This window comes from Mycobacterium sp., from assembly GCF_046330795.1.
Taxonomy (GTDB): Bacteria; Actinomycetota; Actinomycetes; order Mycobacteriales; family Mycobacteriaceae; genus Mycobacterium.
Genome location: NZ_JAXLSA010000003.1, coordinates 62,835 through 87,407 on the forward strand (window position 1 = coordinate 62,835; position 24,573 = coordinate 87,407).

Consider the following 24,573-nt stretch of genomic DNA (forward strand, 5'->3'; position numbering starts at 1 on the left):
CATTCCGCAAACGCTCGGATCAAATCAACAATGAATGCTCCACGCTGGCAAGTATTCGGTGGACGGCTCGACGAAACTGTTCGTCTGATGACCGTGCTTTCAGATTGTGTTCACTGAGTGAACGACTAGGATCGGAGTTCATGCCAACCGATGCTCCACCGGTGAATGTGGTCGGCAGGGTGGGCGCGGTGTTGCGGGCGGTCGCCGCGGTGGAACCCGCGGGGGCGTCGACCACCGAGCTCGGCCTGCGGGCCGGGCTGGCGCGCCCGACGGCACATCGTCTGCTGGTGTCACTGGCCGACGAGGGACTCGTCAGCCGTGACACCCGGACCGGCCGGTGGTCGTTGGGGCCCGAACTGTACCTGCTCGGCGTGGGCGCCGCGGAACGGTATGACGTCACCGACCGCGCGCGTGAGGTGGTCGCGCGGTTGGCCCGCGAGACGGGGGAGAGCGCGTTCCTGTCCGTGCGCCGCGGTGACGAAACCGTCTGCGTCCTCAGCGAAGAAGGCAGCTTTCCGGTGCGCTCGCACGTTCTGCACGTGGGGATCCGGTTCCCCCTCGGAGTTGCGAGCGCGGGGCTGGCCATTCTGAGTCACCTGCCGGCGGCGGACGTCGACGAATACTTCGGCCGCGTCCGGCCGGATTCGGAGTGGGGGCCCGCGCACAGCGAGGACGCGATCCGGACGCGGATCGCGCTCACCCGAAAGGCCGGGTACGCGGTGAACCCCGCATTGATCGTCGAGGGCAGCTGGGGCATGGGGGCTGCGGTGTTCGATCATGACGGGCGGCCCGGCTGGGCGTTGAGCCTGACGGGGGTCGAGACCCGATTCAAGGCCGAGCGCCGCCACGAACTGGGCAGGATGCTGCTGGAGCAGGCGCATGTGCTGTCCGGCAGGTTGCAGGCCTGATATCCGCCCGTCGAGTCGACGGATGCTGCTGCGGAACGCGGCGGAGGAGGAGCGAGACAATCGGGACATAGTCTTGTCACGTGCGAGACGTGCTGAGCGACCTCTTAGCGGTGTGGCGGGCCGGGGGTATCGCCGGCGTGGGCACCGTGGTCCGCACCTCCGCCTCGGCCCCGCGACTGGCGGGTGCGGTGATGGTGGTCGCGCCCGACGGCACGGTCAGCGGCTCGGTGTCGGGCGGCTGTGTCGAGGGCGCGCTCTACGAATTGGCCGTCGAGGTGGCCGCCACCGGCAGACCGGTGCTGCAGCGCTACGGGATCAGCGACGACGACGCCTTCGAGGTCGGCCTGACCTGCGGCGGCGTCCTGGACATCTTTGTCGAGCCGGTTTCCCCGGCCACCTTCGGTGAGTTGGCGGCCGTCGCCGCCGACATCGAGGAGCACCGGCCGGTGGCCGTCGCCACCGTCATCGCGCACCCCGAGCCGGCCTGGATCGGGCGACGCCTCGTCGTACGCCCGCACGGGGCCGCCGGAACGCTGGGCTCGGCCCGGGCCGACGCCGCCGTCGCCGACGATGCGCGCGGGCTGCTGGCGGCGGGTCGCAGCGCGGTCCTGACCTACGGCCCGGACGGTCAGCGTCGCGGCGAGGGTATGGAGGTGTTCGTCGCCGCGCACGCACCACGCCCGCGGATGCTGGTATTCGGCGCCATCGACTTCGCCGCCGCCGTCGCGCGGCAGGGCGCCTTCCTGGGCTACCGGGTGACGGTCTGCGACGCCCGTCCGGTGTTCGCGACCGCCGCCCGCTTCCCCGGCGTCGACGAGGTGGTGGTCGACTGGCCGCACCGGTACCTGGCCGGGCAGGTGGCTGCCGGCACGATCGATGCGCAGACCGTCATCTGCGTGTTGACCCATGACCCCAAGTTCGACATCCCCGTGCTCGAAATCGCTTTGCGTTTACCGGAACTCGCCTACGTGGGGGCCATGGGTTCGCGGCGCACCCACGCCGACCGGCTCGACCGGTTGCGGGCGGCCGGACTGACCGAGGCCGAAGTGGACCGGCTGCACAGCCCGATCGGCCTGGATCTCGGTGGCCGCACTCCCGAGGAGACGGCGGTGTCGGTGGCCGCCGAGATCATCGCGGCGCGCTGGGGTGGGGGTGGGCGCCCGCTGGCGCAGACAGATGGCCCGATTCACGCGGAGTAATCGTCGGTCCGATGGCGGTCACTGCCGGGAATGCTGGAGGTAGTGCACGATCGCGTTGGTCAGACCGCGCCGCGCCTTGTCCAGGTCGTAGTAGCCGCCGAGTTGGCGTTCCGAGGTGATGCCCCGCATGGCGCCGGGGATGAAGGCGGCCACCTCGCTGATGCGTTCGGGGTCCACGTCGACGTCGGCAAATGCCTTCTGGCAGATCTCGATCCAGCTGGCACCCCACGACGAGAGCTCGGCGGCGGTCTTGGGATAGAGCCGGTCCAGTTCGGCCATGTCGCGGGGCAGCGACATTCTCAGGGTCTCGATCGCGCGCGAGTCCGGCGCGGTCAGCCCGTCGTAGAGGATGTCGATGATGGTGGCCACCCGCTCGTGCAGGGGCGCGGTCGGGTCGGCCAGCGCGGGCAGGTCGGACCGACGTTCGGCGGTGCGTCGCAGGACCGCCGCCCACAGACCGTCGATGTCGCCGAACTGGTACTTGACGGCGCCCCAGGTGACGCCGATGTCCTTGGCAATCCGGTTGGCGGAGGCGGCATTTGGCCCACCCTCGGCCAGTGAGCGCAGCGCGGCATCCAGCATGGCCTCGCGCGTGGCGTGACCGCGCTTGTTGGGGCGGCGTCCGGCCTTCGTCGCTTCGGTCACCCCGTGATGGTAGCCGCCGGCTGTTGACTTTCATAGAACCATCTGTGATTCTTGGCGGCATGGCCAAGCCGCCACTGTCGATGAAGCCCACGGGGTGGTTCCAGATCGCCTGGTCCGACGAGATCGGCGTCGGCGACGTCCACACCATGAAGTACTTCGGTCAGGAGATGATCGCCTGGCGCGCCGAATCCGGGCAGCTGACGGTGATGAACGCCTACTGCGAACACCTCGGCGCGCACCTGGGCTTCGGTGGCACCGTCATGGGCGAGGTGTTGCAGTGCCCGTTCCACGGTTGGCAGTGGAGCCAGGAGGGACGCAACGTGTGCATCCCGTACGAGGATCGGCCCAACCGTGGACGCCGCATCAAGACCTACCCCGTCGCCGAACGCAATGCGTCCGTCTACATCTGGCACGACGAACTCGGCCGCGAACCGTATTTCGAGGCGCCCGACGTCTTCGCCGGCTTCGATGACGGCAGCAGCGCCGATGACTACTACCCACAGCAACGGCTCTACCAGCCCGGCCTGGAGATGCACCCGCAGTACGTGCTCGAGAACGGCGTCGACGTCGAGCACTTCAAGTACGTCCACGGCGTCCCGATCAACCCGATCTTCACCCGGCACGACTTCGACGCGCCGGTGTCCTACGTGGATTTCACCATCACCTTCGAGGGCGATGACGGCCAGCGGATCGAGGACGTCAACAGCGGGGTGGAAGCCATCAACGGCGGGCTGGGCATCGCGGTGACCAAGAGCTGGGGCATGGTCGACAACCGCACCATCTCCTGCATCACCCCGGTCGACGAGTTCACCTCCGACGTTCGCTTCAACGTCTACATCGGCCGCAATCCCGCCAAGGATTCGGAGCGGGCCCGGATCAGGGCCGAGGAATTCGGCACCGAGGTGATCCGCCAGTTCAGCCAGGACATCCACATCTGGTCGCACCAGCGTTACTCCGACCCGCCGGCCCTGTCGAACTCGGAGTACCAGGGCTTCACCGCAATTCGCAACTGGGCCAAGCAGTTCTATCCCGACGGTATCGGTGGCAGCGCCGCCGATGTGTATGCAGCACAGAAAGGCTGAAACCTGATGACCGCACCGATTCGCGTCTTCCAGGTCGCCACCGGCAATGTCGGCTCCGAGATGGTCAGGCGTTATCAGGAGCGCGACGACCTGGAACTCATTGGGGTGCATTGCTATTCGCCGGAGAAGGTCGGCCGCGACGTCGGTGAGCTGGTGGGCATCGGCCCGATCGGCGTGACCGCCACCGGCAGCATCGACGAAGTCATCGCGGCCGCACCCGATGTGCTGACCTTTCACGGCGTCTTTCCCGACGAGGATCTCTACGTGCCGATCCTCGAGGCCGGCATCAACATCGTCACCACCGCCGACTGGATCACCGGCTGGCACCGCGACACCAACCACCCTCACCCGTCGGGCAAGCCGGTGACCCAGTTGCTCGCCGAGGCCTGCGAGAAGGGCGGCTCGACGTTCTACGGCACCGGGATGAACCCGGGCCTGAATCAGATACTGGGCGTGGTGTGCTCGGCCGATGTCGCCGAGATCGAGAACGTCACCACGATCGAGTCCGTCGATGTGTCGTGCCATCACTCCAAGGACACCTGGATCGAGGTCGGATACGGCCTGCCCGTGGACGATCCGTCGATCCCGGCCAAACTCAAGAAGTACACCGAGGTGTTCGCCGACAGCGTCCGGATGATGGCCGACTGCTTCGGGCTGGAACTGGACGAGGTCAGGTTCAGTTACGAGCTCGGTGCGTGCACCAAGGACGTCGACCTCGGGTGGTACACCCTGCCCAAGGGTTCCCTGGGCGGGAACTACATCAAGTACCAGGGCATGGTCGACGGGGTCTCGCGGGTCGAGACCCACCTGGAATGGCAGATGACCCCGCACACCGAGCCGAACTGGGACATCAAGGGCTGCTACATCACCCAGATCAAGGGCGATCCGTGTGTCTACAACAAACACATGATCTTCCCGAAACCCGGTGTGGACCTGTCGGAGCCGGACAACTTCGCATCGATCGGCATGACGGTGACGGGTCTGCCGGCGCTCAACGCGATCAAGGCGGTGGTGGCGGCAGCGCCCGGGCTGATCACCAGTGCGGACCTTCCGCTGCGTGGCTTCGCCGGACGGTTCAAGCTCGACTGACCGTCGGCGAGCGTGCGCGAAATCCCGCGCCGCGCGGCGTGTCGGCGGACCGACACGCACGCTCGCGAGCAAGGTTGAGCCGTGGCGCGCCGGCACGGCTGGGGCGGGTCCCCGCCCGCAACCGATGAGGACGCGGTCGCGCGCATCGTCGACGCGGCCGTCGCGCTGATCGACGAGACCCAGGCCGAGATCAGCATCGCCGACGTCGCCCGGTCGCTCGGCGTCATCCGCCAGACCGTCTACCGGTACTTCCCGAACACCGAAGCGCTGATGGAGGCCGCGGCCGTCGCGTCCGTCGGTGCGTTCCTGGACCGCATCGAAACGCACCTCGCGGGGATCACCGATCCTGCCGCGGCCGTCACCGAGGGGCTGGCCCATGTCCTTGAGACGTTGCCGCCGCACATCGGTCTGTTGCTCTCCCCGTTGCGGCCCAACAGGTTTTCCGTAGCCGTCACCTCCGGGCAGGCCCGGACAATCGGCCGCTCGATGCTGGACAGGTTCGACGTCGACTGGGGTGCAGCCGGGTACGGCGACGCCGAACTCGACGATCTGACCGAGTACGTCCTACGCACGCTCCAGTCGTTCATCGTCGACCCGGGCGATCCGCCGTCCCGCGGCGCCGAACTCAGGCGTTACCTGAGCCGTTGGGTGGGGGCTGCCGTCAGCGGTAGTCGACCTCGAACGTCTTGAGCCCGTTGAGCCACGGCGAGCGGACCCGGGTCGGATCCGAGATCTTGGCGATATCGGGAATCACGTCGGCGATGGCGTCGAACATCAACGCGATCTCCATCCGCGCCAGATTCGCCCCGATGCAATGATGCGTGCCGTTTCCACCGAACCCCAAGTGCGGGTTCGGATTTCGTAGAATGTTGAACTTGTTCGGTTCATCGAACACGTCCTCGTCGTAGTTGCCGGAGGCGTAGAACAGGCCGGCGCGCTGGCCCTTGCGGATCGTCGCGCCGCCGATCTCGACGTCGTTGCGGGCGGTGCGCTGGAAGCAGGTCACCGGCGTCGCCCAGCGCACCATCTCGTCGGCCGCGTTCTTGGGCCGTTCGCGCTTGAACAGGTCCCACTGCCCGGGATGGTCCAGGAAGGCGTTCATGCCGTGGGCGATCGCATTGCGGGTGGTCTCGTTACCAGCGACCCCGAGCAGCATGACGAAGAATCCGAACTCCTCCTCGGTCATCCAGTCACCATCGAAGTCGGCCTGCACCAGCATGGTGACGATGTCGTCCTTGGGGTTCTTCCGCCGGTCTTCGGCCATGCTGTAGGCGTAGCCGAGCAGTTGCACGCTGGCCAGCGCCGGATCCATGGTCTGGGCCTCGGGATCGGTGTAGTTGATACACGAGTTGGCCCAGTCGAAGAAGTCCTGCCGGTCGGGTTCGGGCACGCCGATCAGATCGGCGATCGCGAGCACCGGCAGCTTGGCCGCGACGTCGTCGATGAAGTTGCCGCTGCCCTTCGTGCGCGCTTCCTCGACGATCGAATACGCCGCGCCGCGCAGCTTGTCCTCGAGTCCGGCGACCCCGCGCGGGGTGAACAGCTTGGAGACGATGCGCCGCAGGCGGGTGTGCTCCGGCGGATCATGGTTGATCAGAAGGGGTTTGGTGGATTCGACGACCGCCGGTTCCATCCCGTCGAAGAAGCTGACCACGACGCCGTTCTCGTTGGCCGACCAGTTGTCGTTGTCGCGGGAAATGGTCTTGATGTCGGCATGCCGGCTGATCACCCAGAAGCCGCCGTCGGTGAAGCCGCCGGTGCCGGGCTCCTGGGCGTTCCACCAGACCGGTGCGGTGCGGCGCAGCTCCGCGAACTCGGCCAGCGGTAGGCCGCGCTGCATCATGTCGGGGTCGACGAAGTCGAACGGGCGGTCGAGCGTACTGGTCATCGCGGCCATCTCCGGCGGTGTGATCGGGGTCTCGTTTCAGACCATACACTATACCGCTTTGGCGTATGTTCAGGATGCTTGACCGTCGTCCGCTCATGCGATGAGCTGTGCCCATGGCCGAACTCGCAGACGTCCCGCCCCCCGACGTCCGGAAGAAATATCGATGGTTGATCGCGGCGGGCTTCACCACCGCCGCGGCCGTGTTCACCGCGGGCCGGTTCATCCTGGGCAGCAAGGTCGACCGGGACCGCGGCTGAGTCGACGATCTCGCCGCGGGCGCGGCGGTGGAGGACCGAAGCGAATCGGCGTCGCTCGCTACCATCGCGTTCGTGACCGAACGCGCGCGCATCGACTTCCCGTCCCGTATCGGCGTCTGGTGGGCGGGTGACACCTGGGCCATGCCCGACGCGCAGCAGGTTGCCCGCGATGTCGAGGCGATGGGCTACGGCTCGCTCTTCCTGCCCGAGGTGGTCGGCAAGGAGGCGCTGACGCAGTCGGGGGCATATCTGTCGGCCACCGAACGCTTGGTGATCGGCACCGGGATCGCCAACATCCACGTGCGGATCCCGTCGGCCGCCGAGGCCGGCGCGCGCACGCTGACGGCGTTGTACCCGGGCCGGTTCGTGCTCGGCCTCGGTGTCAGCCACGCGCCGCTGGTCCAGTACGGCATGGGCGGCGTTTACGAGAAGCCGCTGGCGACCATGCGGTCGTATCTGGAAAAGATGGCCGCGGTGCCGCCGCAGATCGAGCCGGGCGTCGGGCGGCCGCCGCGACTGCTCGCGGCGTTGGGGCCCAAGATGATCCAGCTGTCCGGCGAGCTGACCGACGGCGCGCACCCCTACCTCGTCACGCCCGAGCACACGAAGGTGACCCGCGAACTGCTCGGCCCGGACAAGTGGGTGGTCTCCGAGGTGCCCGTGGCCATCGGTGGCGACGACTCCGATCAACTGCGCCGCGTGCACGCCCACCTCGAGGTGTACAGCGGGTTGCCGAACTACCGGAACTCGTGGCTGCGCCAGGGCTTCGACGATTCCGATCTGGTGCGCGGCGGATCCGACCGGCTGGCCCGCGCGCTGGCCGGAATGGGCACCGTCGAGTCGGCGGCCGCCGCGGTGCAGGCCCATCTGGATGCCGGTGCCGACCACGTCGTCATCCAGGCGTTGGGGGACACCCCGACCGACGATCCGCGGCCGGCGCTGCGGGAGCTGGCGACCGAACTCGGGCTGTCCGGATAGGCCGAACCCGAACCGCTCGCCGAACCCGACGTGTCGATCGTCGTCGGGCCTCTTGCTCGCGGCAGTACATCGCCCGCCGAACCTGACGAAATGGCGGGAGTTACTCGGTGTTCTCCTGCGAAACGTCCGTTTCGGCGTTCTCGGCGCGGCGGCGTTTGCGCCACTCCAAGAACATCGGCAGCACCGAGAGCACGGCGATGAGGATGAAGATCGGCTCGATGAGCTTCTGGATGATGGCGAACTGCCCCAGGAAATATCCCAGCAGGACCAGCAGCGTGCTCCACACCACGGCGCCGATCACATTGAACAACGTGAACACGCCGTAGGTCATCTTCGCCGCACCGGCGGTGATGGGCGCCAGGGTGCGCACGATCGGGACGAACCGCGCCAGCACGATCGCGAACGGGCCGCGCTGCTCGAAGAATGCGTGCGCCTCGTCGAGGTATTTCTGCTTGAGGAATCGGGCGTCGGGCTTGAACATCTCCACGCCGATGAACCGGCCGATGAAGTAGCCGACCTGGCCACCGAGGATGGCGGCGATCGGGATGAACACCAGCAATTGCCAGAGCTGGAAGTTGGCGTTGTCGTGCGCGGCCGCCGCGGTGCCGGCCGCCAGCATGCCGGCCACGAACAGCAGTGTGTCGCCGGGCAGCACCGGGAACAGCACGCCGGATTCGATGAATACGACCACCAGCAGGCCGACCAGGGCCCAGGGGCCGAAGTATCCGATGAGTTTCACCGGGTCCAGGAAGTCCGGCATGAGCGCGAGGGTGTTCACAAGCCTCGAGGGTACCGGCGGTGGGGGCGCGCCCGGGTTGGCGCCGTTTATCCCTGCTGGGAGCGGGTGTACCTGCTAGCGTGCCGCGTATCAGACCGAGGGAGTTCCTGGATGGCGCGCGTTCGAAACTTCAGCACGATGACGGCGGCCGCGGTGGCCCTGGTGACGGTCGGGATCGTCGCCTCGGGATGTTCACCGACCAAGGAAGCGGCCAGCACCGCGACGGCCACCACCGAGGCGTCGGCGGAGAAGGCGCCCGCGACCACCACGCACGCGGCGGCGTCCACCGATCTGAAGTCGCTGGTGCCCACGCCCGCGAACACCGCCGTCACCAACGGGCCCGACGCCATTCCGAATGACGGTGTGCACCTTCACTTTCAGGTCAACGGCGCACCGGCCGCGGTGATGGACGCGTTCAAGGCCGACCTGAAGAGCAAGGGGTGGGACGTGACCACCATCGTCACCTCCGGCGGCGGCGCCGGCGGTGGTGGTGGAGCGACGTACACCGGTACCAACGGCGACGCCTACGGTGTCTTCGACGGCGGTGGCTACGACACCAAGACGTTCGTGGACGTGTGCACCTGGCCCACGAAGCCGGCCGACCCGAACTGCACCCGCGGCGACCGGTAGTTCGCGCACCGGCGCCATGTCGGATCTGAATCGCCGGACGGTGCTCATGGGCGCCGGCGTCCTGGCCGGTATCGCCGGATCCGCGCTGCGCTCACCCCCGTCGGCCCACAGTGACCCCGTGCCCGGACCGGACGTCGACCTGGCCCTGCTGCGGCGGACCTTCGTGCTGGCCGACGACGCCCGCCGGGCCGGCGGCGCGCCCTACGGTGCCCTGGTGGCCGACGCGGCCGGGAACGTGGTGGCCGAACACGGCAACACCGGCGGTGATCCCACGCAGCACGCCGAGCTGGTGGCGTCGGCCGCCGCCTGGCGGACCCTGGACTACGCGGGCATGAACCAGGCCACCCTCTACGCCAGCACCGAGCCGTGCTCGATGTGCGCCGGCGCGGCGTACTGGACCGGCATCGGCCGGGTGGTCTACGGGATGTCGAATCATCGGCTGTTCGAGTTCACCGGGGACCAGCCGGGACGCACGTCGTTCGCGCTGCTGTGCCGCGACATCCTGACGCACGGCAGCCGTCCGGTCTCCGTGGTGGGGCCGCTGCTCGAGGACGAGGCCGCCCGGAGCCACGCCGGATTCTGGCACTGAGGCCCAATCGCGCCCTACCGGTGTCGCCGTCAGACGGTTCCTGAGATACTGCCCGGGAAGCAGTCTGCCTCGTTGGAACGCCGAAGGAGAAAGTCACATGCCCATCGCAACGCCCGAGGTCTACGCCGAGATGCTGGGCCGGGCAAAGGAGCACTCCTTCGCATTCCCCGCCATCAACTGCGTGGGCTCGGAATCCGTCAACGCCGCCATCAAGGGCTTTGCCGACGCCGGCAGCGACGGCATCATCCAGTTCTCCACCGGCGGTGCGGAATTCGCGTCCGGACTCGGCGTCAAGGACATGGTGACGGGCGCGGTGGCATTGGCCGAGTTCGCGCACGTGGTCGCCGCCAAGTACCCGATCACCGTCGCGCTGCACACCGACCACTGCCCCAAGGACAAGCTGGACACCTATGTGCGCCCGCTGCTGGCCATCTCCGCCGAGCGCGTCGCCAAGGGTCTGCCGCCCCTGTTCCAATCGCACATGTGGGACGGCTCGGCGGTCCCGATCGACGAGAACCTGTCCATCGCGCAGGAACTGCTGAAGGCCGCGTCCGCCGCCAAGATCATCCTCGAGGTCGAGATCGGCGTCGTGGGCGGCGAGGAGGACGGCGTCGAGGCCGAGATCAACGACAAGCTGTACACCAGCGCCGAGGACTTCGAGAAGACCATCGAGGCGCTCGGTGCCGGCGAGCACGGCAAGTATCTGCTGGCCGCCACGTTCGGCAACGTGCACGGCGTGTACAAGCCGGGCAATGTGAAGCTCAAGCCCGAGGTGCTGGCCGAGGGCCAGCGGGTGGCCGCCGCCAAGCTGGGTCTGGCCGCCGACGCGAAGCCGTTCGACTTCGTCTTCCACGGCGGGTCGGGCTCGTTGAAGTCCGAGATCGAGGACTCCCTGAAGTACGGCGTGGTGAAGATGAACGTCGACACCGACACCCAGTACGCGTTCACCCGCCCGCTGGCCGCGCACATGTTCACCAACTACGACGGGGTGCTCAAGATCGACGGCGAGGTCGGCAACAAGAAGGTCTACGACCCGCGCAGCTATCTGAAGAAGGCCGAGGCCTCGATGAGCGAGCGCGTCGTGGAGGCGTGCAACGACCTGCACAGCACCGGCCGGAGTGTGTCGGCGGGCTAGTGGGGCCGTCCCGCGTGGGGAATAACGGCGCGCCGGATCCGGCTTGGAGTGTCAGACTGCACGGAACATACAGATGGGACTGGTAATGGCTGAAAATCTCTGGCGTAAGCGGATCGTCGTCACGGTCGGCGGTGCGGCGCTGATCGGTATGGGCGTCATCACCGCGGGCTGCGGTGAGACCAACAAAGAGGCTCCGACCACCACGACGACCACCACGACCACCACCACGACGACCACCGCCCCGGCGACGACGTCGGCGCCGGCCCCGGCTCCGACGGAGAAGGGCGGTCCGGTCCAGGACGATCCGTTCTCACCGACGCCACCGACCCACACGCAGAACAGGCATCACGGCGACCACTGACGAAACTCGGCCCTAGCGGGTCGATCGCGATGAGGGCGCACCGGTGGTCGGCCATGGTGACCGGGGTCGTGGTGCTGGTTTCGTCGTGCGGCTGGTCGCCTCGGCCGGAGCCGGACCGCGCGGTGATCACCGGTGCGTACGCATCGTTGCTCGCCGATTCGGAGGATCTCGGCTCGTCCGACGCCGCCGATACCAGCGTGACGGTCGGACTGCGCGATGCGGCGCGGCCCGCGGTGTTGTTCGACTGGGCGACCGCTCGCCGGCTGTCCGTTCGCTGGCGCCCGGGCGAGAGCTGGGCGATCGTCGAAGGCCGGGCCGACGACGTCGCGCGTGCATTTGACGTACCGATCCACGATTACCGCGGCCGCAAGGGCCAGGTGTTCTACGCCTCGGGCCGCCAACCCGCGGTGCCGCAGGCGTTGTCCGGCGGGGTCGTCGACGTCGGGCGGATCCTCGGTTACACCCCGCACCACATGGCGCGGCCGAGCATCTTCCCGCTGGACGTACCGATGCAGGGCCTGGCCCCCGACCAACTGCTGACCGTCTACAACGCGAAACCCCTTGTCGAACAGGGATATACGGGCAAGGGTGCAACCATCGTGTTCTTCGAGTTCGACGGCTTCGCGCAGAGTGATCTCGATGATTTCGCCGACTCCTCGGACCTCCCGCCGTTCACCCCGGTCCTGGTCGGCGGCGATCCGGGGCCGCCGCACGGCGAAACGGTGATGGATCTCGAGGTGGCCCACGCGATTGCGCCCGATGCCCGCCTGGTGGTGGTCAACGCGCGGCCGACGGTCGAGGGCAGCGGCGCGTACGAGAAGGTCGGCGAGATGTTCCGGGCGGCCGACCGCGACCATCCGGGGGCGGTGTGGAGTCTGTCGATCGGGTGGTCCTGCGACGCATTCCCGACGGCGACGGACCTCGCGCCGATCCGCAGTGCCCTGACGCTCGCACAGTCCCATGGGACAACGGCGTTCGACGCCTCCGGCGACAACGGTGGTCTGGAATGCAAGGGCGGGGACAACTGGTCGGCACCGCCGGGCCCCGGCGACATCGGCCTGGACGCGGTGGCCTCGATCCCCGAGATGACGTCGGTCGGCGGCACCACGCTGTCCACCGACGCCGACGGCCGGTGGTTGGCCGAACAGGCCTGGAGCGACGGACCGCTGTCACAGGGCAGCAGCGGCGGGGTCTCGCGGCTGTACGACCGGCCGGATCATCAGCGCAACGTGTCGACGGACCGCGACGGCACGCACCGCCTGGCGCCCGACGTCGCCGCGGTCGCCGATCCGTTCACCGGGGTGCGGATCGTGTACAACGGCCGCCCGCACATCGGGGCGGGAACCTCGCAGGCGGCCCCGATCTGGGCGGCGCTGACCGTTCTGATGAACCAATATCTGGCCGCTCACGGCGGGCGTCCGCTGGGCGACCTCAACCCGTTGCTCTACCGCGTTGCCGCGGGATCGGCGCTGCCCGGATTCCGCGACATGAGCGTCGGCGGCAACGCCGTCGACCACGCCGCACCCGGCTATGACACGGTGACCGGACTGGGCAGCCCCAACGCCGACAACCTCGCCCGCGTGCTGCTGGACGCGCAGCGGGAGGCGATTCCCCGATGACCGGGAACGGCGACCCGGTTCCCGAGCCGACGTGCACGGCCTGCGGAACGAGCGGCCCGCCCGGCTCCTACTGCACCTCGTGCGGTTCCCGGTTCGGGTACCGGGGCCGGCGCGGCCACCCGGTCGCTCCCGGCGAGCGCGTGTTCCTGCCGTCGGTGGTCACCTCGCTGTTCCCGCGACTGACACCCCATGCGCGCGGCCCCTTCCGGATCGCACTGGTTGCGGTACTCGGCGCGCTCGTGGCGTTCGCCGTGCTGCGGTGGCAGGCCCCGGTGGTGGTGGTCGCGACGTTCGGGTTCGCTCTGCTGTTCACCATGTACCTCGCGGAATCCGATGTGTTCCATGACTTTCCGCGGCAGATACTCGCGAGCACCGCGATCCTGGGCGTTGTGATCGGCGCGGTGTGGGGTGCGTTCAGCGGCAAGATGGTGGCGCGCGGTTACGACGTGCCACTGGGATCCGGACCGGACAGCGCCAACATCTTCGCGCAGGGCATGGCACTGACCGCCGCCGGCGCGCTGGTGATGCTGCTGCCCACGGTCGTCGTCGCTGCGGTCTGGGCCAGGGGCGCCGGGCAACGGGAGTCGTTGGACGGCTATGTGATCGGCGCATCGGGTGCCACCTTCTTCACGGTGGCCTCGACCGTCGTGCGGTTGACACCGCAGCTGGCGGCGGGCCCGACAACCGTGCGGCGTTCCACCATGGACCTGCTGGTGGGGGCGGGCATCCACGGTTTCGCCGTGCCGTTGACGGCGGCCGCGCTCGGCGGACTGTTCGGCCTGGCGCTGTGGTTCCGCCGCGCATCGGGCGGCGGCGTGGAGGTGCGGGCCGTCGCGGCCGCAGTGCTGGTGATCGTCGTACTGTCCGGGGTGCAGCGGGTACTGGAGATCCTGCCGGTCCGCGAATGGATCCACCTGGTCATGCACCTCGGGATCGCGGTGATCACGTTGTCGGTCAACCGATTCGGGGTCCGTTGGGCCCTGCTGAAGGAAGCGCTGGATCCCACCGAGCACGCGGCCTGCCCGGACTGCGGGCCCGCCGAACCGGGCGCCCGGTTCTGTGCCGATTGCGGTGTGGCGCTGCACGCGTTCTCGCGGACGGCGCGCAGCGCCGGCGGGACCGGTCGCAGCGTGCCGGCAACCCGCCGCCGGCTGGCACTGGCCGTCGGCGCGGGCGTGGGTGTGCTTGCCGTCGTGGCGTTCGCTGTCTCGACGATGATGACGGCCCGGCCGGCCCGCTACGTCTGCCCGCCCGACTGCGGCGCACCGCCGATCGGGACGCCGGTCGAGACCAACCCCCAATTCACCTCCACCGACGGCGATTTCACGGTCTCCTACCCCGGCCGGGGCACGGCGTACCGCTCCACCTTCACCGGCAGCGGAGTGGTGCTCGACTTCACCGGGGGTGACACCGGCACGCTGGAACTGCACGGCGAACCGGCCGGGGGGCGGAGCCCCCAGCAGGTGATCACCGACCTACTCCGGCGCAGATACCCCGACGCCGCGGTCGCCTACGAGATCCCGAACGCCTCCGTCGGTTATCAACCGGGCTACGGCGTGGCGGCCGACGACTATCCGCAGGACGGCAGCGGCACCTACATGCGGTTGCGGATCCTGGTGCTGGCCGCGGTGAAGAACGACTACGCGCTGGTGGCCTCGGCCGTTGGCCCCTATCACGAATTCAGCCCCAGCTTCGGCAACGGTCACCCGTCGGGTGCGAATCTGCAGCTCGCCCTGGACATGGCGAAGTACGTGAACAGCTTTGTGTGGCGCGGTGATTCGCCGCGCTAGCCGGGTGCCTGGCAGATCTTCCACTGGTCGTCGCGGAACTCGAGGTCGAAGCTGCGGGTGGACCGGGTCTGCGGATCGAACGCCATGTACGACGTCACGTTCGCCTCGGCGTGGTCGCCGTTGACGACGACATCGTCGATGCCGGCGACCACGGGGTACTGCCGGGCGGCGATCACCCGGGCGTGGGTGTCGGCCCACTGCCGGTCGTCGTAGGTGTTGTAGCCGTCGGCGGTCGAGCCGCAGGTGATACCCCGCAGCGCGGCCAGATCCCCGTTCTGGATGGCGGCGTCGAACGCGTTGATGGTGGCGCGGACGCGATCCTCGTGGGACGCCTTGGGGTCGTGCGCGCGACCGAGCAGCAGAGTGCCCAGGATGGCCACGGCCGCCAGCGCGGCGATCACGAGCAGAACGGCCAGCACCCAGCCCCACTTGCCGGACCGGATCGGCATCTTCGGCCTGCGGCGCGGCGGAATCTCCCGGGGGACGGCGGTACGGGGATGGGCTCCGGTGCCGGCGGCAACGCCGGCCGCGCCCATGTCGATGATCTCGGTGGCCGGATCTGGGGCTCGCCCGATCACCTGCGTGGAGCCCGCGTCCATGCCCGACGGCGCGGTGAACCGGCGTTCGCCCGGCGTGATCACCGGCTGCGCGGACTCGGAGTCGGTGGCGGGGGTGCTGATGACCTCGGTCTCGAAGTCGGCGGCGTACTGCTCGGCGGCCAGGGTGTCGGGTTCGGCACCGAGGGGTTGGGGATCCGGGCCGGGCCCATCAGGGTTCGACATCGGTGTTGGCTTCCTCCCGTTTGCGCCGTTCCGCTCTCTCGCTGGCATCCACCGTCGAGCGTAGAGGCACAATGGTCGTCATGACACGGATGGGTGATCTGCTGGGACCGGATCCGGTGCGGCTGCCGGCCGACGAACAGGCCGAGGCGCAGTTGCTGGCGGGGGAGAAGGCCGCGGTCGTCGCCGCCGCGCATCCGACGGCCTCGGTGGCCTGGGCGACGCTCGCCGAGCATGCCCTCGAGGACGACAAGGTCATCACGGCCTACGCCTACGCGCGGACCGGCTATCACCGCGGCCTGGACCAGTTGCGGCGCAACGGGTGGAAGGGATTCGGGCCCGTGCCGTTCGCGCACGAACCCAACCAGGGCTTCCTGCGGTGTGTCGCAGCGCTGGCGCGGGCCGCCGACGCGATCGGCGAGACCGACGAGTACCAGCGGTGCCTCGACCTGCTCGACGACTGCGATCCGAGCGCTCGTCGCGAACTCGCCCTGGGATAGTTACCAGTCGGTGCGCTGCTCGCAGTCCCCGGCCTCGGGCGGCTCGACCTGCACGGTCGCGTGCTCGAGCCCGCGGGCGGCCAGCACGGCCCGCGCCTCGTCGAGCACGCGGGCCGAGTCGGCGCAGCTCGTCAGGTGTGCGGTGGCCATGTCCTTGCCCGGCACCAGGGTCCACACGTGCAGATCGTGGACGCCCGTCACGCCCTCGACCTGTTCGAGCGCGGTCCGGAGTTCCTCGACGTCGATATGGCTCGGCGACGACTCGGACAGGATCCGCAGCGCCTGCCGCGCCAGTGAGATGGCCCGTGGCAGCACCCACAGCGCCACCAGCACCGCCACCACTACGTCGGCGTACGGCCATCGCGTGGTGACCGTGACGATGCCGGCGATCAGAACGCCGATGCTGCCGACGGTGTCGGCGACGACCTCCATGTAGGCGCCCTTGACCGCCAGGCTCTTCTCGGAGTCGGCGCGCAGCAGCAGCACGACCGCCAGGTTGGCCAGCAGACCGGTCAGTGCGACGACGATCATCGGGACACCCGGGATCTCCGGTGCGTCACCGAGCCGTTCGTACGCCTCGAAGAGGATGAACGCCGCAACGCCCATCAGCAGCGCGGCGTTGGCCACCGCGGTGAACACCTCGGCGCGGTGCCACCCGTAGGTGCGTGCGGCCGACGCCGGACCGTGCCGGGCCAGCAGCACCGCGGACAGCCCCATGAACATGGCCACCAGGTCGGTCAGCATGTGTCCCGCGTCGGCCAGCAGCGCGATGGAGTTGATCCACAGTGCGGTGCCCAGTTCGGCGGCGAAGAATGCGGTCAGGATCGCCGCGGCGATCAACATGCGACTGACGCGGGTCTCGCCGCCGTGGTGGTGATCGTGTCCCGCGCCCATGGATCGAGAATCTATGCGTATCTCTGCATACGGGGCAAGGGGTCCGCGGTCCCCGGGATCTGTTCAGCGGCTGCTGCGACATCCACTCGCACAACGTGTCCGTGGTTGCTGAACAGATCGAAAGGGGCGCCGTCAGCGGTGCCAGAACAGGGTCAGCCCGTACCCGATCGCGGCCAGCTGGTCGATGCCGCCCAGCAACGCGTAGACCTTGAACACGAACGTGAAGAACCACTGGTTCAGCGGCGGCGCGATCAGGATGAACAGCAGGATGAAGAAGCCGTACTGCTTGACCGGCGCCAGTGAGCGCTGCAGGCCGGGGCTCAGGTGCGGTTCCAGCGCGTTGTAGCCGTCCAGCGGCGGGATCGGCAGGATGTTCAGGACCACGGCCATGACCTGCAGCAGCGCCAGGAACGCCACGCCGGACCAGAACACCGAATGGTCGTGCCGGTAGAACAGCTGGACCGCGCCGAGCAGCACGACGGCCAGCACCAGGTTGACCAGCGGCCCCGCCAGGCTGACCAGGGTGCGCTGCGACTTGGTCATCGCGCCGGTGCGTACCCACACCGCCCCGCCGGGCAGGCCGATTCCGCCCATCGCGATGAACAGCAGCGGCAACACGATGGAGAACACCGGGCTGGTGTACTCGAGCGGGTTCAGCGACAGGTATCCGCGCGTCGCCGCGTCGTGGTCGCCGAATCGCCACGCGGTGAACGCGTGCCCGAACTCGTGCAGACACAGCGAGACCACCCAGCCCGCGATCACCAGGATGAACACCCCGGCATAGGCGATCGGCCCGTTGTCCATCCTGGCTTCGCCGGCCAGCCAGGCCAGGACCCCGCCGGCTGCGGTCACCGCCAGCAACAGCAGGAAGACCGGACTGGGCCGGACCGCCGACCGGCTTCCGAGCGGGCGAACGTTCACGTCCCAGAAGCTACCCGGTGACCGCCAGCCAGCCCTCGGTGTTGCGGTAGAACGTCGAGCGCCGTACCTCGCGGGGCGCCTCGATGCCGTCGCGGATCACCCGTGCTCCCACGGTGCCCAGCTGCACGGCCCGGCCGTTGACCCACCGGCCGCGGCGCAGCCGGCCGGCCGGCACCCTGGCGCGCAGACCGGGCAGGTCCCGGGTCGGTTCGATCCGGACCTCGGCCACGTCGCCATCGAACAGGACGGCGTCGTCCACCACGGCCTCGCCGTGCAGGGTGAGCGCCCCGGCCGCGGGCAACCAGTGCGCCGAACCGACGATCACCTGGCCCGTTTCATCGCGGATCAACGGCAGCCGCCGCGTGGCTCCGGTGCGGGCACGCCGCGCCCCGACCATGTGCAGTGCAGCGACCTCGACGTCGAGCCGGCCGGCGCGCAGCAGCGCCGTCAGCACCGCGGCCAGATCGGCGTCCGCGGTCGGCGAGCCGCCCACGACGATGACCCGGCGCAGCGCCGGCGCGTCCTGGAGCAACTCCGAAAGCTCGACGAGAGGCAGGTCGGCGAGCACCGCGGGGATCGCGTGACCGCCGAACCGCACCACCCGGATGTCGCTCTGCGCATGCGGCGTGTTCAGGAATGGTCCTCGATTCGGATAGGGTGTCTCACCGGCGTGAACACAATTTAGGCGGGAGATTCTGCCATGCCGGCAATCGTCCTGATCGGCGCCCAGTGGGGTGACGAGGGCAAGGGAAAGGCCACCGACCTCCTCGGGGGCCGCGTGCAGTGGGTCGTGCGCTATCAAGGCGGCAACAACGCCGGGCACACGGTCGTCCTGCCGACGGGGGAGAACTTCGCGTTGCACCTCATCCCGTCGGGCATCCTCACCCCGGGCGTCACCAACGTGATCGGCAACGGCGTCGTCGTCGACCCCGGCGTGCTGCTGACCGAGCTCTCGGGCCTCGAAGACCGCGACGTGGACACAACGCGCCTGCTGATCTCCGCCGACGCGCACCTGCTGATGCCGTACCACGTGGCGATCGACAAGGTCACCGAGCGCTATATGGGCAACAAGAAGATCGGCACCACCGGCCGCGGTATCGGTCCGTGCTACCAGGACAAGATCGCGCGCATCGGCATCCGGGTGGCCGATGTGCTCGACGAGCATCTGTTGGCCGAAAAGGTCGGCGCCGCACTGGAATTCAAGAACCAGGTGCTGGTCAAGATCTACAACCGCAAGGCCCTGGACGCCGACGAGGTGGTGGCCGACCTGCTCGACCAGGCCGCCGGGTTCAAGCACCGGATCGCCGACACGCGGCTGCTGCTCAACAACGCGCTCGAGGCCGGTCAGACCGTGCTGCTGGAGGGTTCGCAGGGCACCCTGCTCGACGTCGACCACGGCACGTATCCCTTTGTCACGTCGTCGAATCCGACGGCCGGCGGCGCGGCGGTCGGATCGGGTATCGGCCCCACCCGGATCACCACCGTCCTGGGCATCCTGAAGGCCTACACCACCCGGGTCGGCTCCGGACCGTTCCCCACCGAACTGTTCGACGAGCACGGCGCCTACCTGTCCAAGACCGGCGGCGAGGTCGGGGTGACCACGGGCCGCGCCCGCCGGTGCGGCTGGTTCGACGCCGTCATCGCCCGCTACGCGACCCGGGTCAACGGCATCACCGACTACTTCCTGACCAAGCTGGACGTGCTGTCGTCGCTGGAGACGGTGCCGATCTGCGTGGGCTACACCGTCGCCGGCAAGCGCACCGACGAGATGCCGATGACCCAGAGCGACATCGCCAAGGCCGTGCCGGTCTACGAGGAGATGCCCGGCTGGTGGGAGGACATCTCCGCCGCGCGCGAGTTCGACGAACTGCCGGTGCGCGCGCGGGATTACGTGCTCCGGCTCGAAGAGCTTGCCGGAGCCCATGTTTCGTGCATCGGCGTCGGTCCCGGGCGTGAGCAGACGATCGTGCGGCGCGACATCCTGGCCGCCCGCTGATGTCGGACTACGGGCTGGACCCCCGCCGGGTCGATCCCGACTATGACCGCCACGGCGGATTCCCGGTGTTCGAGGCCGCCGACCCCGGCCCCGGCTTCGGCCGATTCCTGGCGGCCATGCGGCGCCTGCAGGACCTGGCCGTGTCGGTCGATCCCGACCCGGCCACCTGGATCGACGCGGCCGACCGGGTCGAGGCCCTGGTGGACCTGCTGGACCCGTACCAGGCGCCCGAGGGTGTCGGACCCGCGCAACGGGTGCCGACCCTGCCGGGAGCCGGAAGCCTGTTGATGCCACCGTGGTTCGTCGACAAATTCGAACCCGACGGTGTCGAACTGCGCGTGCGGTTCAGCCGATTTCACGTCGGCGGTAACAGCGCGGTGCACGGTGGTGTGCTGCCGCTGCTGTTCGACTCGGTGTTCGGGATGGTCATCCACGCGGCGGGCCGGCCGATCAGCAGGACGGCCTTCCTGCACGTCGACTACCGCCGCGTCACCCCGATCGACACCGATCTGGTCGCCCGTGGTCGGATCCGGGATGCTGAGGGCCGCAAGGCATTCGTCGAGTCCGAGCTGTACGACCCGGCCGGCAATCTGCTGGCCGAGGCCAACGGCCTGATGATCCGGTTGCTGCCGGGGCAACCCTGAGGCCGCGGACACCCGATGGACCAGGGGTTGCGACAGTATGTCCGTAGCTGGTGGCAACAGCCTTTTGATTTCGATTGGACCGCAAGGCATTTTCGCGCCAACGGTGTATTGCGACTCCATCAGGTGGCTATCGGGTTCTTCGCGGGGATCTACGGTCTGACCGCACTTCTCGCGGTGGTCTGCGGCTACACCGACGACGGGGTCGTCGGTGCGCAGGTCGTGGTGGCGGCGGTGTGCGTCAGTTCGATCGTGCTGAGCTTGTTGTGGACCTTCGGTCCCTGGCCGACCGAGGGCCAGTCCATCGCTTTCGCGGTCTATGCCGACGTGGCGGTGGCCGTGGTGATCGCGTGCTTCCATAGTTCGTTCACCGCCATGCCGGGGCTCGCACTGCTGGCGGCGAACGGGATCTATGTGGTTCTGCTGCACGGCCCCCGGGCGTTGTTGTTGCATCTGTTGCTCACCATCGTGGCGTTCGGCTGGGTGACGGTGATGACCCTGCACCAGGCCGAGGCCCCGCTGACGCTCATCGTCATTCGGGTGCTGGTGCTGTTCCCCACCGTGGTAGCCCTGCCGGTACTGGTGCAGTCCTATCTGCTGACGCTGCGGGTGGCCGCCGCCGACGCGTTGGTGGACCCCCTGACGCGGCTGCACAACCGGCGCGGACTCGACGCCGAACTCGTCGAACTCGCCCTGGAGGCGTCGTCGCCGGTCGGTGTGCTCGCGATCGACATCGACAAGTTCAAGGCGATCAACGACGGCCACGGCCACGACACCGGTGACCGCGTCATCGTCGCGGTGGCCAATGCCACGCGCGACACGGTGGCGGCGCTGGACGTGGCGGCGGTGATCGCCCGCACCGGGGGCGAGGAGTTCGTCGTCATCGTCTGCGCCGAGCCGTTCACCGCCAGTCGGTTGGCCGACCTGCTGCACGACGCGGTGGCCCGCATCGACACGGCCGTGGTGCCGACGGTCAGCATCGGGCTGGCGATCTCGGGATGGGCCGACGACGGTATCCGCGGTCTCATCGAGCGCGCCGACGCGGCGATGTACGCGGCGAAGAATTCCGGCGGCGGTCAGACGGTCCTCGCCGCCGGTGTGCCCTGATTCAATATCGGAATGTCCTCACCGCATCGTCTTTCCACCCCGCGGGCTGCCGGCGTGGCCGGTGTGCTGTTCGCGGTGCTGTTCGGCACCAGCCTCATCCTGATCCACGGCGCGCTCCCGGAAGGCGCCGCGCCCGGATCGCAGTGGCTGGATGCGGGCAGTCTGCGGTTGAAGACGGCCTCGATCCTGATGCCGTTCGCCGGGATCTGCTTCCTGTGGTTCATCGGCGTGGTGCGCGACGGGCTGGGCCACTACGAGGACAGATTCTTCGCCACCGTCTTCTTCGGCAGTGGCCTGCTGTTCCTGGCGATGATCTTCAATGCGTCGGCGATCGGGGCGGGTCTGGCCGCCAGCGGCCACCTGATCGACGTGACCGGTGCCACCAACGACGTCGCCGCCTTCGGTCAGATGGCACTGCTGGCGCTGACCAAGACCTATGCGATCCGGATGGCGGCGGTGTTCATGATCTCGCTGGCCACCATCTGGCTCAAGACCGGCCTGATGCAGCGCTGGCTGGTATTCACCACATACGGCTCGGCGATCGGACTGCTGCTGAGCAGTGACCTGTCGATGTGGATCGCGCTGGTGTTCCCGGCGTGGGTGCTGCTCGTCAGCGTGCTGGCACTGGTCCGGTCCGGTGTGATCGACCTGCGCCACGACGATCCGCCGCGCTAACGGCGAGCGTGCCGGCCGTACGTCGCCGCCGCGGGCGCTCGAGGGTCGATGCTGCCGGGCCACCACACCGTCGGCCCGATGATGGTGAACAGCGCCGGGATCACCACGGTGCGCACCAGGAAGGTGTCCAGCAGGATGCCGAGTCCGACGATGATGCCCAGTTGGGTCAACACGATCAACGGCAGCACACCGAGCACGCAGAACACCGCGGCCAGGACGACGCCCGCGCTGGTGATGACGGCGCCGGTCGCCGACACCGCCCGCACGATGCCGGCGCGGGTGCCGTGGACACGGGTCTCCTCCCGGGCGCGCGTCACCAGGAAGATGGTGTAGTCGACGCCGAGCGCGACCAGGAACAGGAACGCGAACAGCGGTGTGCTGTTGTCCAGCGCCGGGAACCCGACCACATGCACGCTGACCCAGCCGCCCAGGCCGAGCGCTGCCAGCGCCGAGAGCACCGTGACGGCCACCAGGATCAGCGGCGCGACGACGGCGCGCAGCAGCACGAACAGCACCGCCAGGACCACCGCGAGGATGGCGGGAATCAGCACCAGGCGATCGCGGACCGCGGCGTCGCGGATGTCCAGGGCCTGCGCGTCGCTGCCCCCGACGACGGCGGTCGGGTCGGCGGCGTGCGCTGAATCACGCAGGGCGGCAACGGTTTCGAAAGCTTCATCGGTGGCCGGTGCGGCGTCGGTGACGACGGTGAGCTGCACCAGGCCGGCGTCGGTGCGACCGGCCTCGGTCACGGACACCACTCCCGGGGTGCCGGCGATCGCCTGCTGCAGGGCCGCGGCCCGCTCGGTGCCGCCGATCACCCGGGTGGGATCGGTCAGGCCACCGGGAAAGTGCGCGGCCACCGCGTCGTAGCCGCTGACGGACTCGGCCCGCACCCGGAACTGCTCGGTCTGCGACAGGCCGGTCGGGGTGGCCAGCAGGCCCGTGGCCAGCACCGCCAGCAGCCCGATGGAGGTGCTGGCCACCCACACCGGCCGGGCGGCCACGGCCGTCGCGATGCGGTGCCATACGCCGGTGGCGACCGGATCCCCGGTAGGGCCGTCGGCCGGTTTCGGGATGAACGGCCAGAACAGCCGGACCCCGCACAACGCGAGCAGCGGCGGCAACACCACCAGGGCGAACACCGCCGCGACGACCAGGCCGGTGGCGGCCTGCAGGCCCAGGCTGCGGGTGCTCGGGGCGGACGCGAAGAGCAGCGTCAGCAGGGCCAGCACGACGGTGGCGTTGCTGGCCAGGATCGCCGGGCCGGCGGTGCGGACGGCCGTGCGGAGGGCGCCCCGATGCCCGTCGGCGCTGACGTCGGGCTCGGCGGCAGGTCGGGCAAGCTCCTCCCGGTATCGCGAGATCAGCAGCAGTGCGTAATTGGTGCCCGCGCCGAACACCAGGACGCTGGTGATGCCGGCGGTCGAACCATCGGCGATCAGGCCGGCGGCCGAGGTCACCCGCTCGCCGGCGACGGCGCCCACCCGGTCGGCGAAGGCGATCACCAGCAGCGGCACCAGCCACAGCACCGGGGAGCGGTAGGTCAGGATCAGCAGGATCGCCACCACCGACGCGGTGACGGCCAGCAGGGTGACGTTGGCCCCGGAGAACGCGTTCGCGATGTCGGCCCCGAACGCGGGGCCGCCGGTGATCTGCGCGGTCAGCCCGGCGGGCAGTCCGTCGGTCGCCCTGGCCCGCAGCGACTGCACGGCATCGTTGAGCGCGAAGCCGGACAACCCGGAATCCAGCGGCGCCGCGGCCAGGGCGGCCTTGCCGTCCTCGGACACCACCAGTGGGGCGGCTCCCACCCGGCCCCGGGCCGCCTCACCGGCCGCCTGATCCTCGGGGGTCAGCACGCCGCCGTCGGCGCGGGTGACGACGAGGATCACCGGGGCCCGGTCGCCACCCGGGAACCCGGCCGCCAACTGCGCTGCCCGCGCCGATTCGGCGGAAGCGGGCAGCGACACCGGCGACTGCGAGGCCGTGTCACTTGCCCCGGCCAGGCCCATCAACGCGCCGGCGGCGGCCACCACCAGCAGCAGCCACACCCAGGAGCGGCGGGAGGTCACGGCGGCGGCGAATCGGTCCCACGTCACGCGAACAAGGTACCCA

26 protein-coding genes are annotated in these 24,573 nt (G+C 68.9%); 18 read left to right on the forward strand and 8 right to left on the reverse strand.

The annotated features are described in order from the left end of the window. Positions 1 to 140: 140 nt before the first annotated feature. Positions 141 to 908 (forward strand): IclR family transcriptional regulator, encoded by a 768-nt coding sequence (locus U0R18_RS11640; RefSeq protein WP_526368419.1) that lies wholly within the window; start codon positions 141 to 143, stop codon positions 906 to 908. Positions 909 to 988: 80 nt separating this feature from the next. Next, positions 989 to 2,107: an XdhC family protein gene (locus U0R18_RS11645; RefSeq protein ID WP_526368421.1), complete on the forward strand. Its 1,119-nt coding sequence runs from the start codon at positions 989 to 991 to the stop codon at positions 2,105 to 2,107. Positions 2,108 to 2,125: 18 nt separating this feature from the next. Here U0R18_RS11645 and U0R18_RS11650 read toward each other — a convergent pair whose 3' ends face one another. Then, positions 2,126 to 2,689: a TetR/AcrR family transcriptional regulator gene (locus U0R18_RS11650; RefSeq protein WP_526369473.1), complete on the reverse strand. Its 564-nt coding sequence runs from the start codon at positions 2,687 to 2,689 to the stop codon at positions 2,126 to 2,128. A 122-nt stretch (positions 2,690 to 2,811) separates the two neighbouring features. Between U0R18_RS11650 and U0R18_RS11655 the strand changes: the two genes are divergently transcribed. The 3 genes from U0R18_RS11655 to U0R18_RS11665 all read left to right on the forward strand — a co-directional run bounded on the left by U0R18_RS11655 (position 2,812) and on the right by U0R18_RS11665 (position 5,613). Next, a complete protein-coding gene (locus U0R18_RS11655) occupies positions 2,812 to 3,834 on the forward strand; it encodes a Rieske 2Fe-2S domain-containing protein (RefSeq protein ID WP_526368423.1) in 1,023 nt (340 codons plus the stop codon). Between the two features lie 6 nt (positions 3,835 to 3,840). After that, positions 3,841 to 4,923 (forward strand): NAD(P)H-dependent amine dehydrogenase family protein, encoded by a 1,083-nt coding sequence (locus tag U0R18_RS11660; protein WP_526368425.1) that lies wholly within the window; start codon positions 3,841 to 3,843, stop codon positions 4,921 to 4,923. A gap of 81 nt (positions 4,924 to 5,004) precedes the next feature. After that, positions 5,005 to 5,613: a TetR/AcrR family transcriptional regulator gene (locus tag U0R18_RS11665; RefSeq protein WP_526368427.1), complete on the forward strand. Its 609-nt coding sequence runs from the start codon at positions 5,005 to 5,007 to the stop codon at positions 5,611 to 5,613. On the opposite strand, the gene U0R18_RS11670 is transcribed toward U0R18_RS11665, so the two are convergent. After that, positions 5,585 to 6,820, reverse strand: a complete 1,236-nt coding sequence (locus U0R18_RS11670) for a cytochrome P450 (RefSeq protein ID WP_526368429.1) — start codon at positions 6,818 to 6,820, stop codon at positions 5,585 to 5,587. The two genes, U0R18_RS11665 and U0R18_RS11670, sit on opposite strands and share 29 nt — an antisense overlap. Before the next feature lie 104 nt (positions 6,821 to 6,924). On the opposite strand from U0R18_RS11670, the gene U0R18_RS11675 reads away from it, so the two are divergent. Further along, positions 6,925 to 7,068, forward strand: a complete 144-nt coding sequence (locus U0R18_RS11675; protein WP_526368431.1) for a hypothetical protein — start codon at positions 6,925 to 6,927, stop codon at positions 7,066 to 7,068. Between the two features lie 72 nt (positions 7,069 to 7,140). Further along, positions 7,141 to 8,046 carry an LLM class F420-dependent oxidoreductase gene (locus U0R18_RS11680; protein WP_526368433.1) on the forward strand — a complete coding sequence of 302 codons (906 nt, stop codon included), beginning with the start codon at positions 7,141 to 7,143 and terminating at the stop codon, positions 8,044 to 8,046. A 100-nt stretch (positions 8,047 to 8,146) separates the two neighbouring features. On the opposite strand, the gene U0R18_RS11685 is transcribed toward U0R18_RS11680, so the two are convergent. After that, positions 8,147 to 8,806 (reverse strand): VTT domain-containing protein, encoded by a 660-nt coding sequence (locus U0R18_RS11685; RefSeq protein ID WP_526369475.1) that lies wholly within the window; start codon positions 8,804 to 8,806, stop codon positions 8,147 to 8,149. A 129-nt stretch (positions 8,807 to 8,935) separates the two neighbouring features. Here U0R18_RS11685 and U0R18_RS11690 point away from each other — a divergent pair, with 129 nt between their 5' ends. The 6 genes from U0R18_RS11690 to U0R18_RS11715 all read left to right on the forward strand — a co-directional run bounded on the left by U0R18_RS11690 (position 8,936) and on the right by U0R18_RS11715 (position 14,948). Next, positions 8,936 to 9,454: a hypothetical protein gene (locus U0R18_RS11690; protein WP_526368435.1), complete on the forward strand. Its 519-nt coding sequence runs from the start codon at positions 8,936 to 8,938 to the stop codon at positions 9,452 to 9,454. Positions 9,455 to 9,470: 16 nt separating this feature from the next. Further along, the gene (locus U0R18_RS11695; RefSeq protein WP_526368437.1) at positions 9,471 to 10,043 is read left to right on the forward strand and encodes a nucleoside deaminase; all 573 of its coding nucleotides are present in this window, start codon (positions 9,471 to 9,473) and stop codon (positions 10,041 to 10,043) included. 97 nt (positions 10,044 to 10,140) lie between these two features. Next, positions 10,141 to 11,178 (forward strand): class II fructose-bisphosphate aldolase, encoded by a 1,038-nt coding sequence (fbaA, locus tag U0R18_RS11700; RefSeq protein ID WP_526368439.1) that lies wholly within the window; start codon positions 10,141 to 10,143, stop codon positions 11,176 to 11,178. An 85-nt stretch (positions 11,179 to 11,263) separates the two neighbouring features. Continuing rightward, positions 11,264 to 11,539: a hypothetical protein gene (locus U0R18_RS11705; protein WP_526368441.1), complete on the forward strand. Its 276-nt coding sequence runs from the start codon at positions 11,264 to 11,266 to the stop codon at positions 11,537 to 11,539. A gap of 29 nt (positions 11,540 to 11,568) precedes the next feature. Beyond that, positions 11,569 to 13,158 carry a S53 family peptidase gene (locus U0R18_RS11710; RefSeq protein WP_526368443.1) on the forward strand — a complete coding sequence of 530 codons (1,590 nt, stop codon included), beginning with the start codon at positions 11,569 to 11,571 and terminating at the stop codon, positions 13,156 to 13,158. Beyond that, positions 13,155 to 14,948 (forward strand): zinc ribbon domain-containing protein, encoded by a 1,794-nt coding sequence (locus U0R18_RS11715; RefSeq protein WP_526368445.1) that lies wholly within the window; start codon positions 13,155 to 13,157, stop codon positions 14,946 to 14,948. Before U0R18_RS11710 ends, U0R18_RS11715 begins: the two co-directional genes overlap by 4 nt. Here the strand turns inward: U0R18_RS11715 and U0R18_RS11720 are convergent. After that, positions 14,945 to 15,730, reverse strand: a complete 786-nt coding sequence (locus U0R18_RS11720; protein WP_526368447.1) for an Rv0361 family membrane protein — start codon at positions 15,728 to 15,730, stop codon at positions 14,945 to 14,947. The genes U0R18_RS11715 and U0R18_RS11720 overlap by 4 nt on opposite strands. Before the next feature lie 80 nt (positions 15,731 to 15,810). Between U0R18_RS11720 and U0R18_RS11725 the strand changes: the two genes are divergently transcribed. Beyond that, positions 15,811 to 16,227, forward strand: a complete 417-nt coding sequence (locus tag U0R18_RS11725) for a DUF3151 family protein (protein WP_526368449.1) — start codon at positions 15,811 to 15,813, stop codon at positions 16,225 to 16,227. Here the strand turns inward: U0R18_RS11725 and U0R18_RS11730 are convergent, their stop codons facing one another. The 3 genes from U0R18_RS11730 to U0R18_RS11740 all read right to left on the reverse strand — a co-directional run bounded on the left by U0R18_RS11730 (position 16,228) and on the right by U0R18_RS11740 (position 18,643). Next, on the reverse strand, positions 16,228 to 17,121 hold the full coding sequence (locus U0R18_RS11730) for a cation diffusion facilitator family transporter (RefSeq protein ID WP_526368451.1): 894 nt from the start codon (positions 17,119 to 17,121) through the stop codon (positions 16,228 to 16,230). A gap of 132 nt (positions 17,122 to 17,253) precedes the next feature. Beyond that, positions 17,254 to 18,042 carry a site-2 protease family protein gene (locus U0R18_RS11735; RefSeq protein ID WP_526368453.1) on the reverse strand — a complete coding sequence of 263 codons (789 nt, stop codon included), beginning with the start codon at positions 18,040 to 18,042 and terminating at the stop codon, positions 17,254 to 17,256. Between the two features lie 10 nt (positions 18,043 to 18,052). Continuing rightward, complete coding sequence (locus tag U0R18_RS11740) at positions 18,053 to 18,643, reverse strand: peptidase M50 (RefSeq protein ID WP_526368455.1); 591 nt, start codon at positions 18,641 to 18,643, stop codon at positions 18,053 to 18,055. Between the two features lie 99 nt (positions 18,644 to 18,742). Between U0R18_RS11740 and U0R18_RS11745 the strand changes: the two genes are divergently transcribed. The 4 genes from U0R18_RS11745 (at position 18,743) to U0R18_RS11760 (ending at position 22,461) form a co-directional block, all read left to right on the forward strand. Continuing rightward, entirely contained in the window at positions 18,743 to 20,038 is a 1,296-nt protein-coding gene (locus U0R18_RS11745) for an adenylosuccinate synthase (protein ID WP_526368457.1), read from the forward strand. Then, positions 20,038 to 20,682 (forward strand): PaaI family thioesterase, encoded by a 645-nt coding sequence (locus U0R18_RS11750; protein ID WP_526368459.1) that lies wholly within the window; start codon positions 20,038 to 20,040, stop codon positions 20,680 to 20,682. Before U0R18_RS11745 ends, U0R18_RS11750 begins: the two co-directional genes overlap by 1 nt. Before the next feature lie 123 nt (positions 20,683 to 20,805). Further along, the gene (locus U0R18_RS11755; RefSeq protein ID WP_526368461.1) at positions 20,806 to 21,786 is read left to right on the forward strand and encodes a GGDEF domain-containing protein; all 981 of its coding nucleotides are present in this window, start codon (positions 20,806 to 20,808) and stop codon (positions 21,784 to 21,786) included. Between the two features lie 12 nt (positions 21,787 to 21,798). Continuing rightward, positions 21,799 to 22,461 (forward strand): hypothetical protein, encoded by a 663-nt coding sequence (locus tag U0R18_RS11760; protein WP_526368463.1) that lies wholly within the window; start codon positions 21,799 to 21,801, stop codon positions 22,459 to 22,461. On the opposite strand, the gene U0R18_RS11765 is transcribed toward U0R18_RS11760, so the two are convergent. Beyond that, positions 22,458 to 24,530, reverse strand: a complete 2,073-nt coding sequence (locus U0R18_RS11765; protein WP_526369477.1) for an MMPL family transporter — start codon at positions 24,528 to 24,530, stop codon at positions 22,458 to 22,460. The two genes, U0R18_RS11760 and U0R18_RS11765, sit on opposite strands and share 4 nt — an antisense overlap. Between the last annotated feature and the right edge of the window lie 43 nt (positions 24,531 to 24,573).

What these genes read in the sequence shown, in the direction of transcription:
- U0R18_RS11640 (WP_526368419.1), top strand. Translation starts at nt 141, where the DNA reads ATGCCAACCGATGCTCCACCGGTGAATGTGGTCGGCAGGGTGGGCGCG.
- U0R18_RS11650 (WP_526369473.1), bottom strand. Translation starts at nt 2,689, where the DNA reads ATGCTGGATGCCGCGCTGCGCTCACTGGCCGAGGGTGGGCCAAATGCC.
- U0R18_RS11655 (WP_526368423.1), top strand. Translation starts at nt 2,812, where the DNA reads ATGGCCAAGCCGCCACTGTCGATGAAGCCCACGGGGTGGTTCCAGATC.
- U0R18_RS11660 (WP_526368425.1), top strand. Translation starts at nt 3,841, where the DNA reads ATGACCGCACCGATTCGCGTCTTCCAGGTCGCCACCGGCAATGTCGGC.
- U0R18_RS11670 (WP_526368429.1), bottom strand. Translation starts at nt 6,820, where the DNA reads ATGGCCGCGATGACCAGTACGCTCGACCGCCCGTTCGACTTCGTCGAC.
- U0R18_RS11675 (WP_526368431.1), top strand. Translation starts at nt 6,925, where the DNA reads ATGGCCGAACTCGCAGACGTCCCGCCCCCCGACGTCCGGAAGAAATAT.
- U0R18_RS11685 (WP_526369475.1), bottom strand. Translation starts at nt 8,806, where the DNA reads ATGCCGGACTTCCTGGACCCGGTGAAACTCATCGGATACTTCGGCCCC.
- U0R18_RS11690 (WP_526368435.1), top strand. Translation starts at nt 8,936, where the DNA reads ATGGCGCGCGTTCGAAACTTCAGCACGATGACGGCGGCCGCGGTGGCC.
- U0R18_RS11695 (WP_526368437.1), top strand. Translation starts at nt 9,471, where the DNA reads ATGTCGGATCTGAATCGCCGGACGGTGCTCATGGGCGCCGGCGTCCTG.
- fbaA (WP_526368439.1), top strand. Translation starts at nt 10,141, where the DNA reads ATGCCCATCGCAACGCCCGAGGTCTACGCCGAGATGCTGGGCCGGGCA.
- U0R18_RS11705 (WP_526368441.1), top strand. Translation starts at nt 11,264, where the DNA reads ATGGCTGAAAATCTCTGGCGTAAGCGGATCGTCGTCACGGTCGGCGGT.
- U0R18_RS11710 (WP_526368443.1), top strand. Translation starts at nt 11,569, where the DNA reads ATGAGGGCGCACCGGTGGTCGGCCATGGTGACCGGGGTCGTGGTGCTG.
- U0R18_RS11715 (WP_526368445.1), top strand. Translation starts at nt 13,155, where the DNA reads ATGACCGGGAACGGCGACCCGGTTCCCGAGCCGACGTGCACGGCCTGC.
- U0R18_RS11720 (WP_526368447.1), bottom strand. Translation starts at nt 15,730, where the DNA reads ATGTCGAACCCTGATGGGCCCGGCCCGGATCCCCAACCCCTCGGTGCC.
- U0R18_RS11725 (WP_526368449.1), top strand. Translation starts at nt 15,811, where the DNA reads ATGACACGGATGGGTGATCTGCTGGGACCGGATCCGGTGCGGCTGCCG.
- U0R18_RS11730 (WP_526368451.1), bottom strand. Translation starts at nt 17,121, where the DNA reads ATGGGCGCGGGACACGATCACCACCACGGCGGCGAGACCCGCGTCAGT.
- U0R18_RS11745 (WP_526368457.1), top strand. Translation starts at nt 18,743, where the DNA reads ATGCCGGCAATCGTCCTGATCGGCGCCCAGTGGGGTGACGAGGGCAAG.
- U0R18_RS11750 (WP_526368459.1), top strand. Translation starts at nt 20,038, where the DNA reads ATGTCGGACTACGGGCTGGACCCCCGCCGGGTCGATCCCGACTATGAC.
- U0R18_RS11760 (WP_526368463.1), top strand. Translation starts at nt 21,799, where the DNA reads ATGTCCTCACCGCATCGTCTTTCCACCCCGCGGGCTGCCGGCGTGGCC.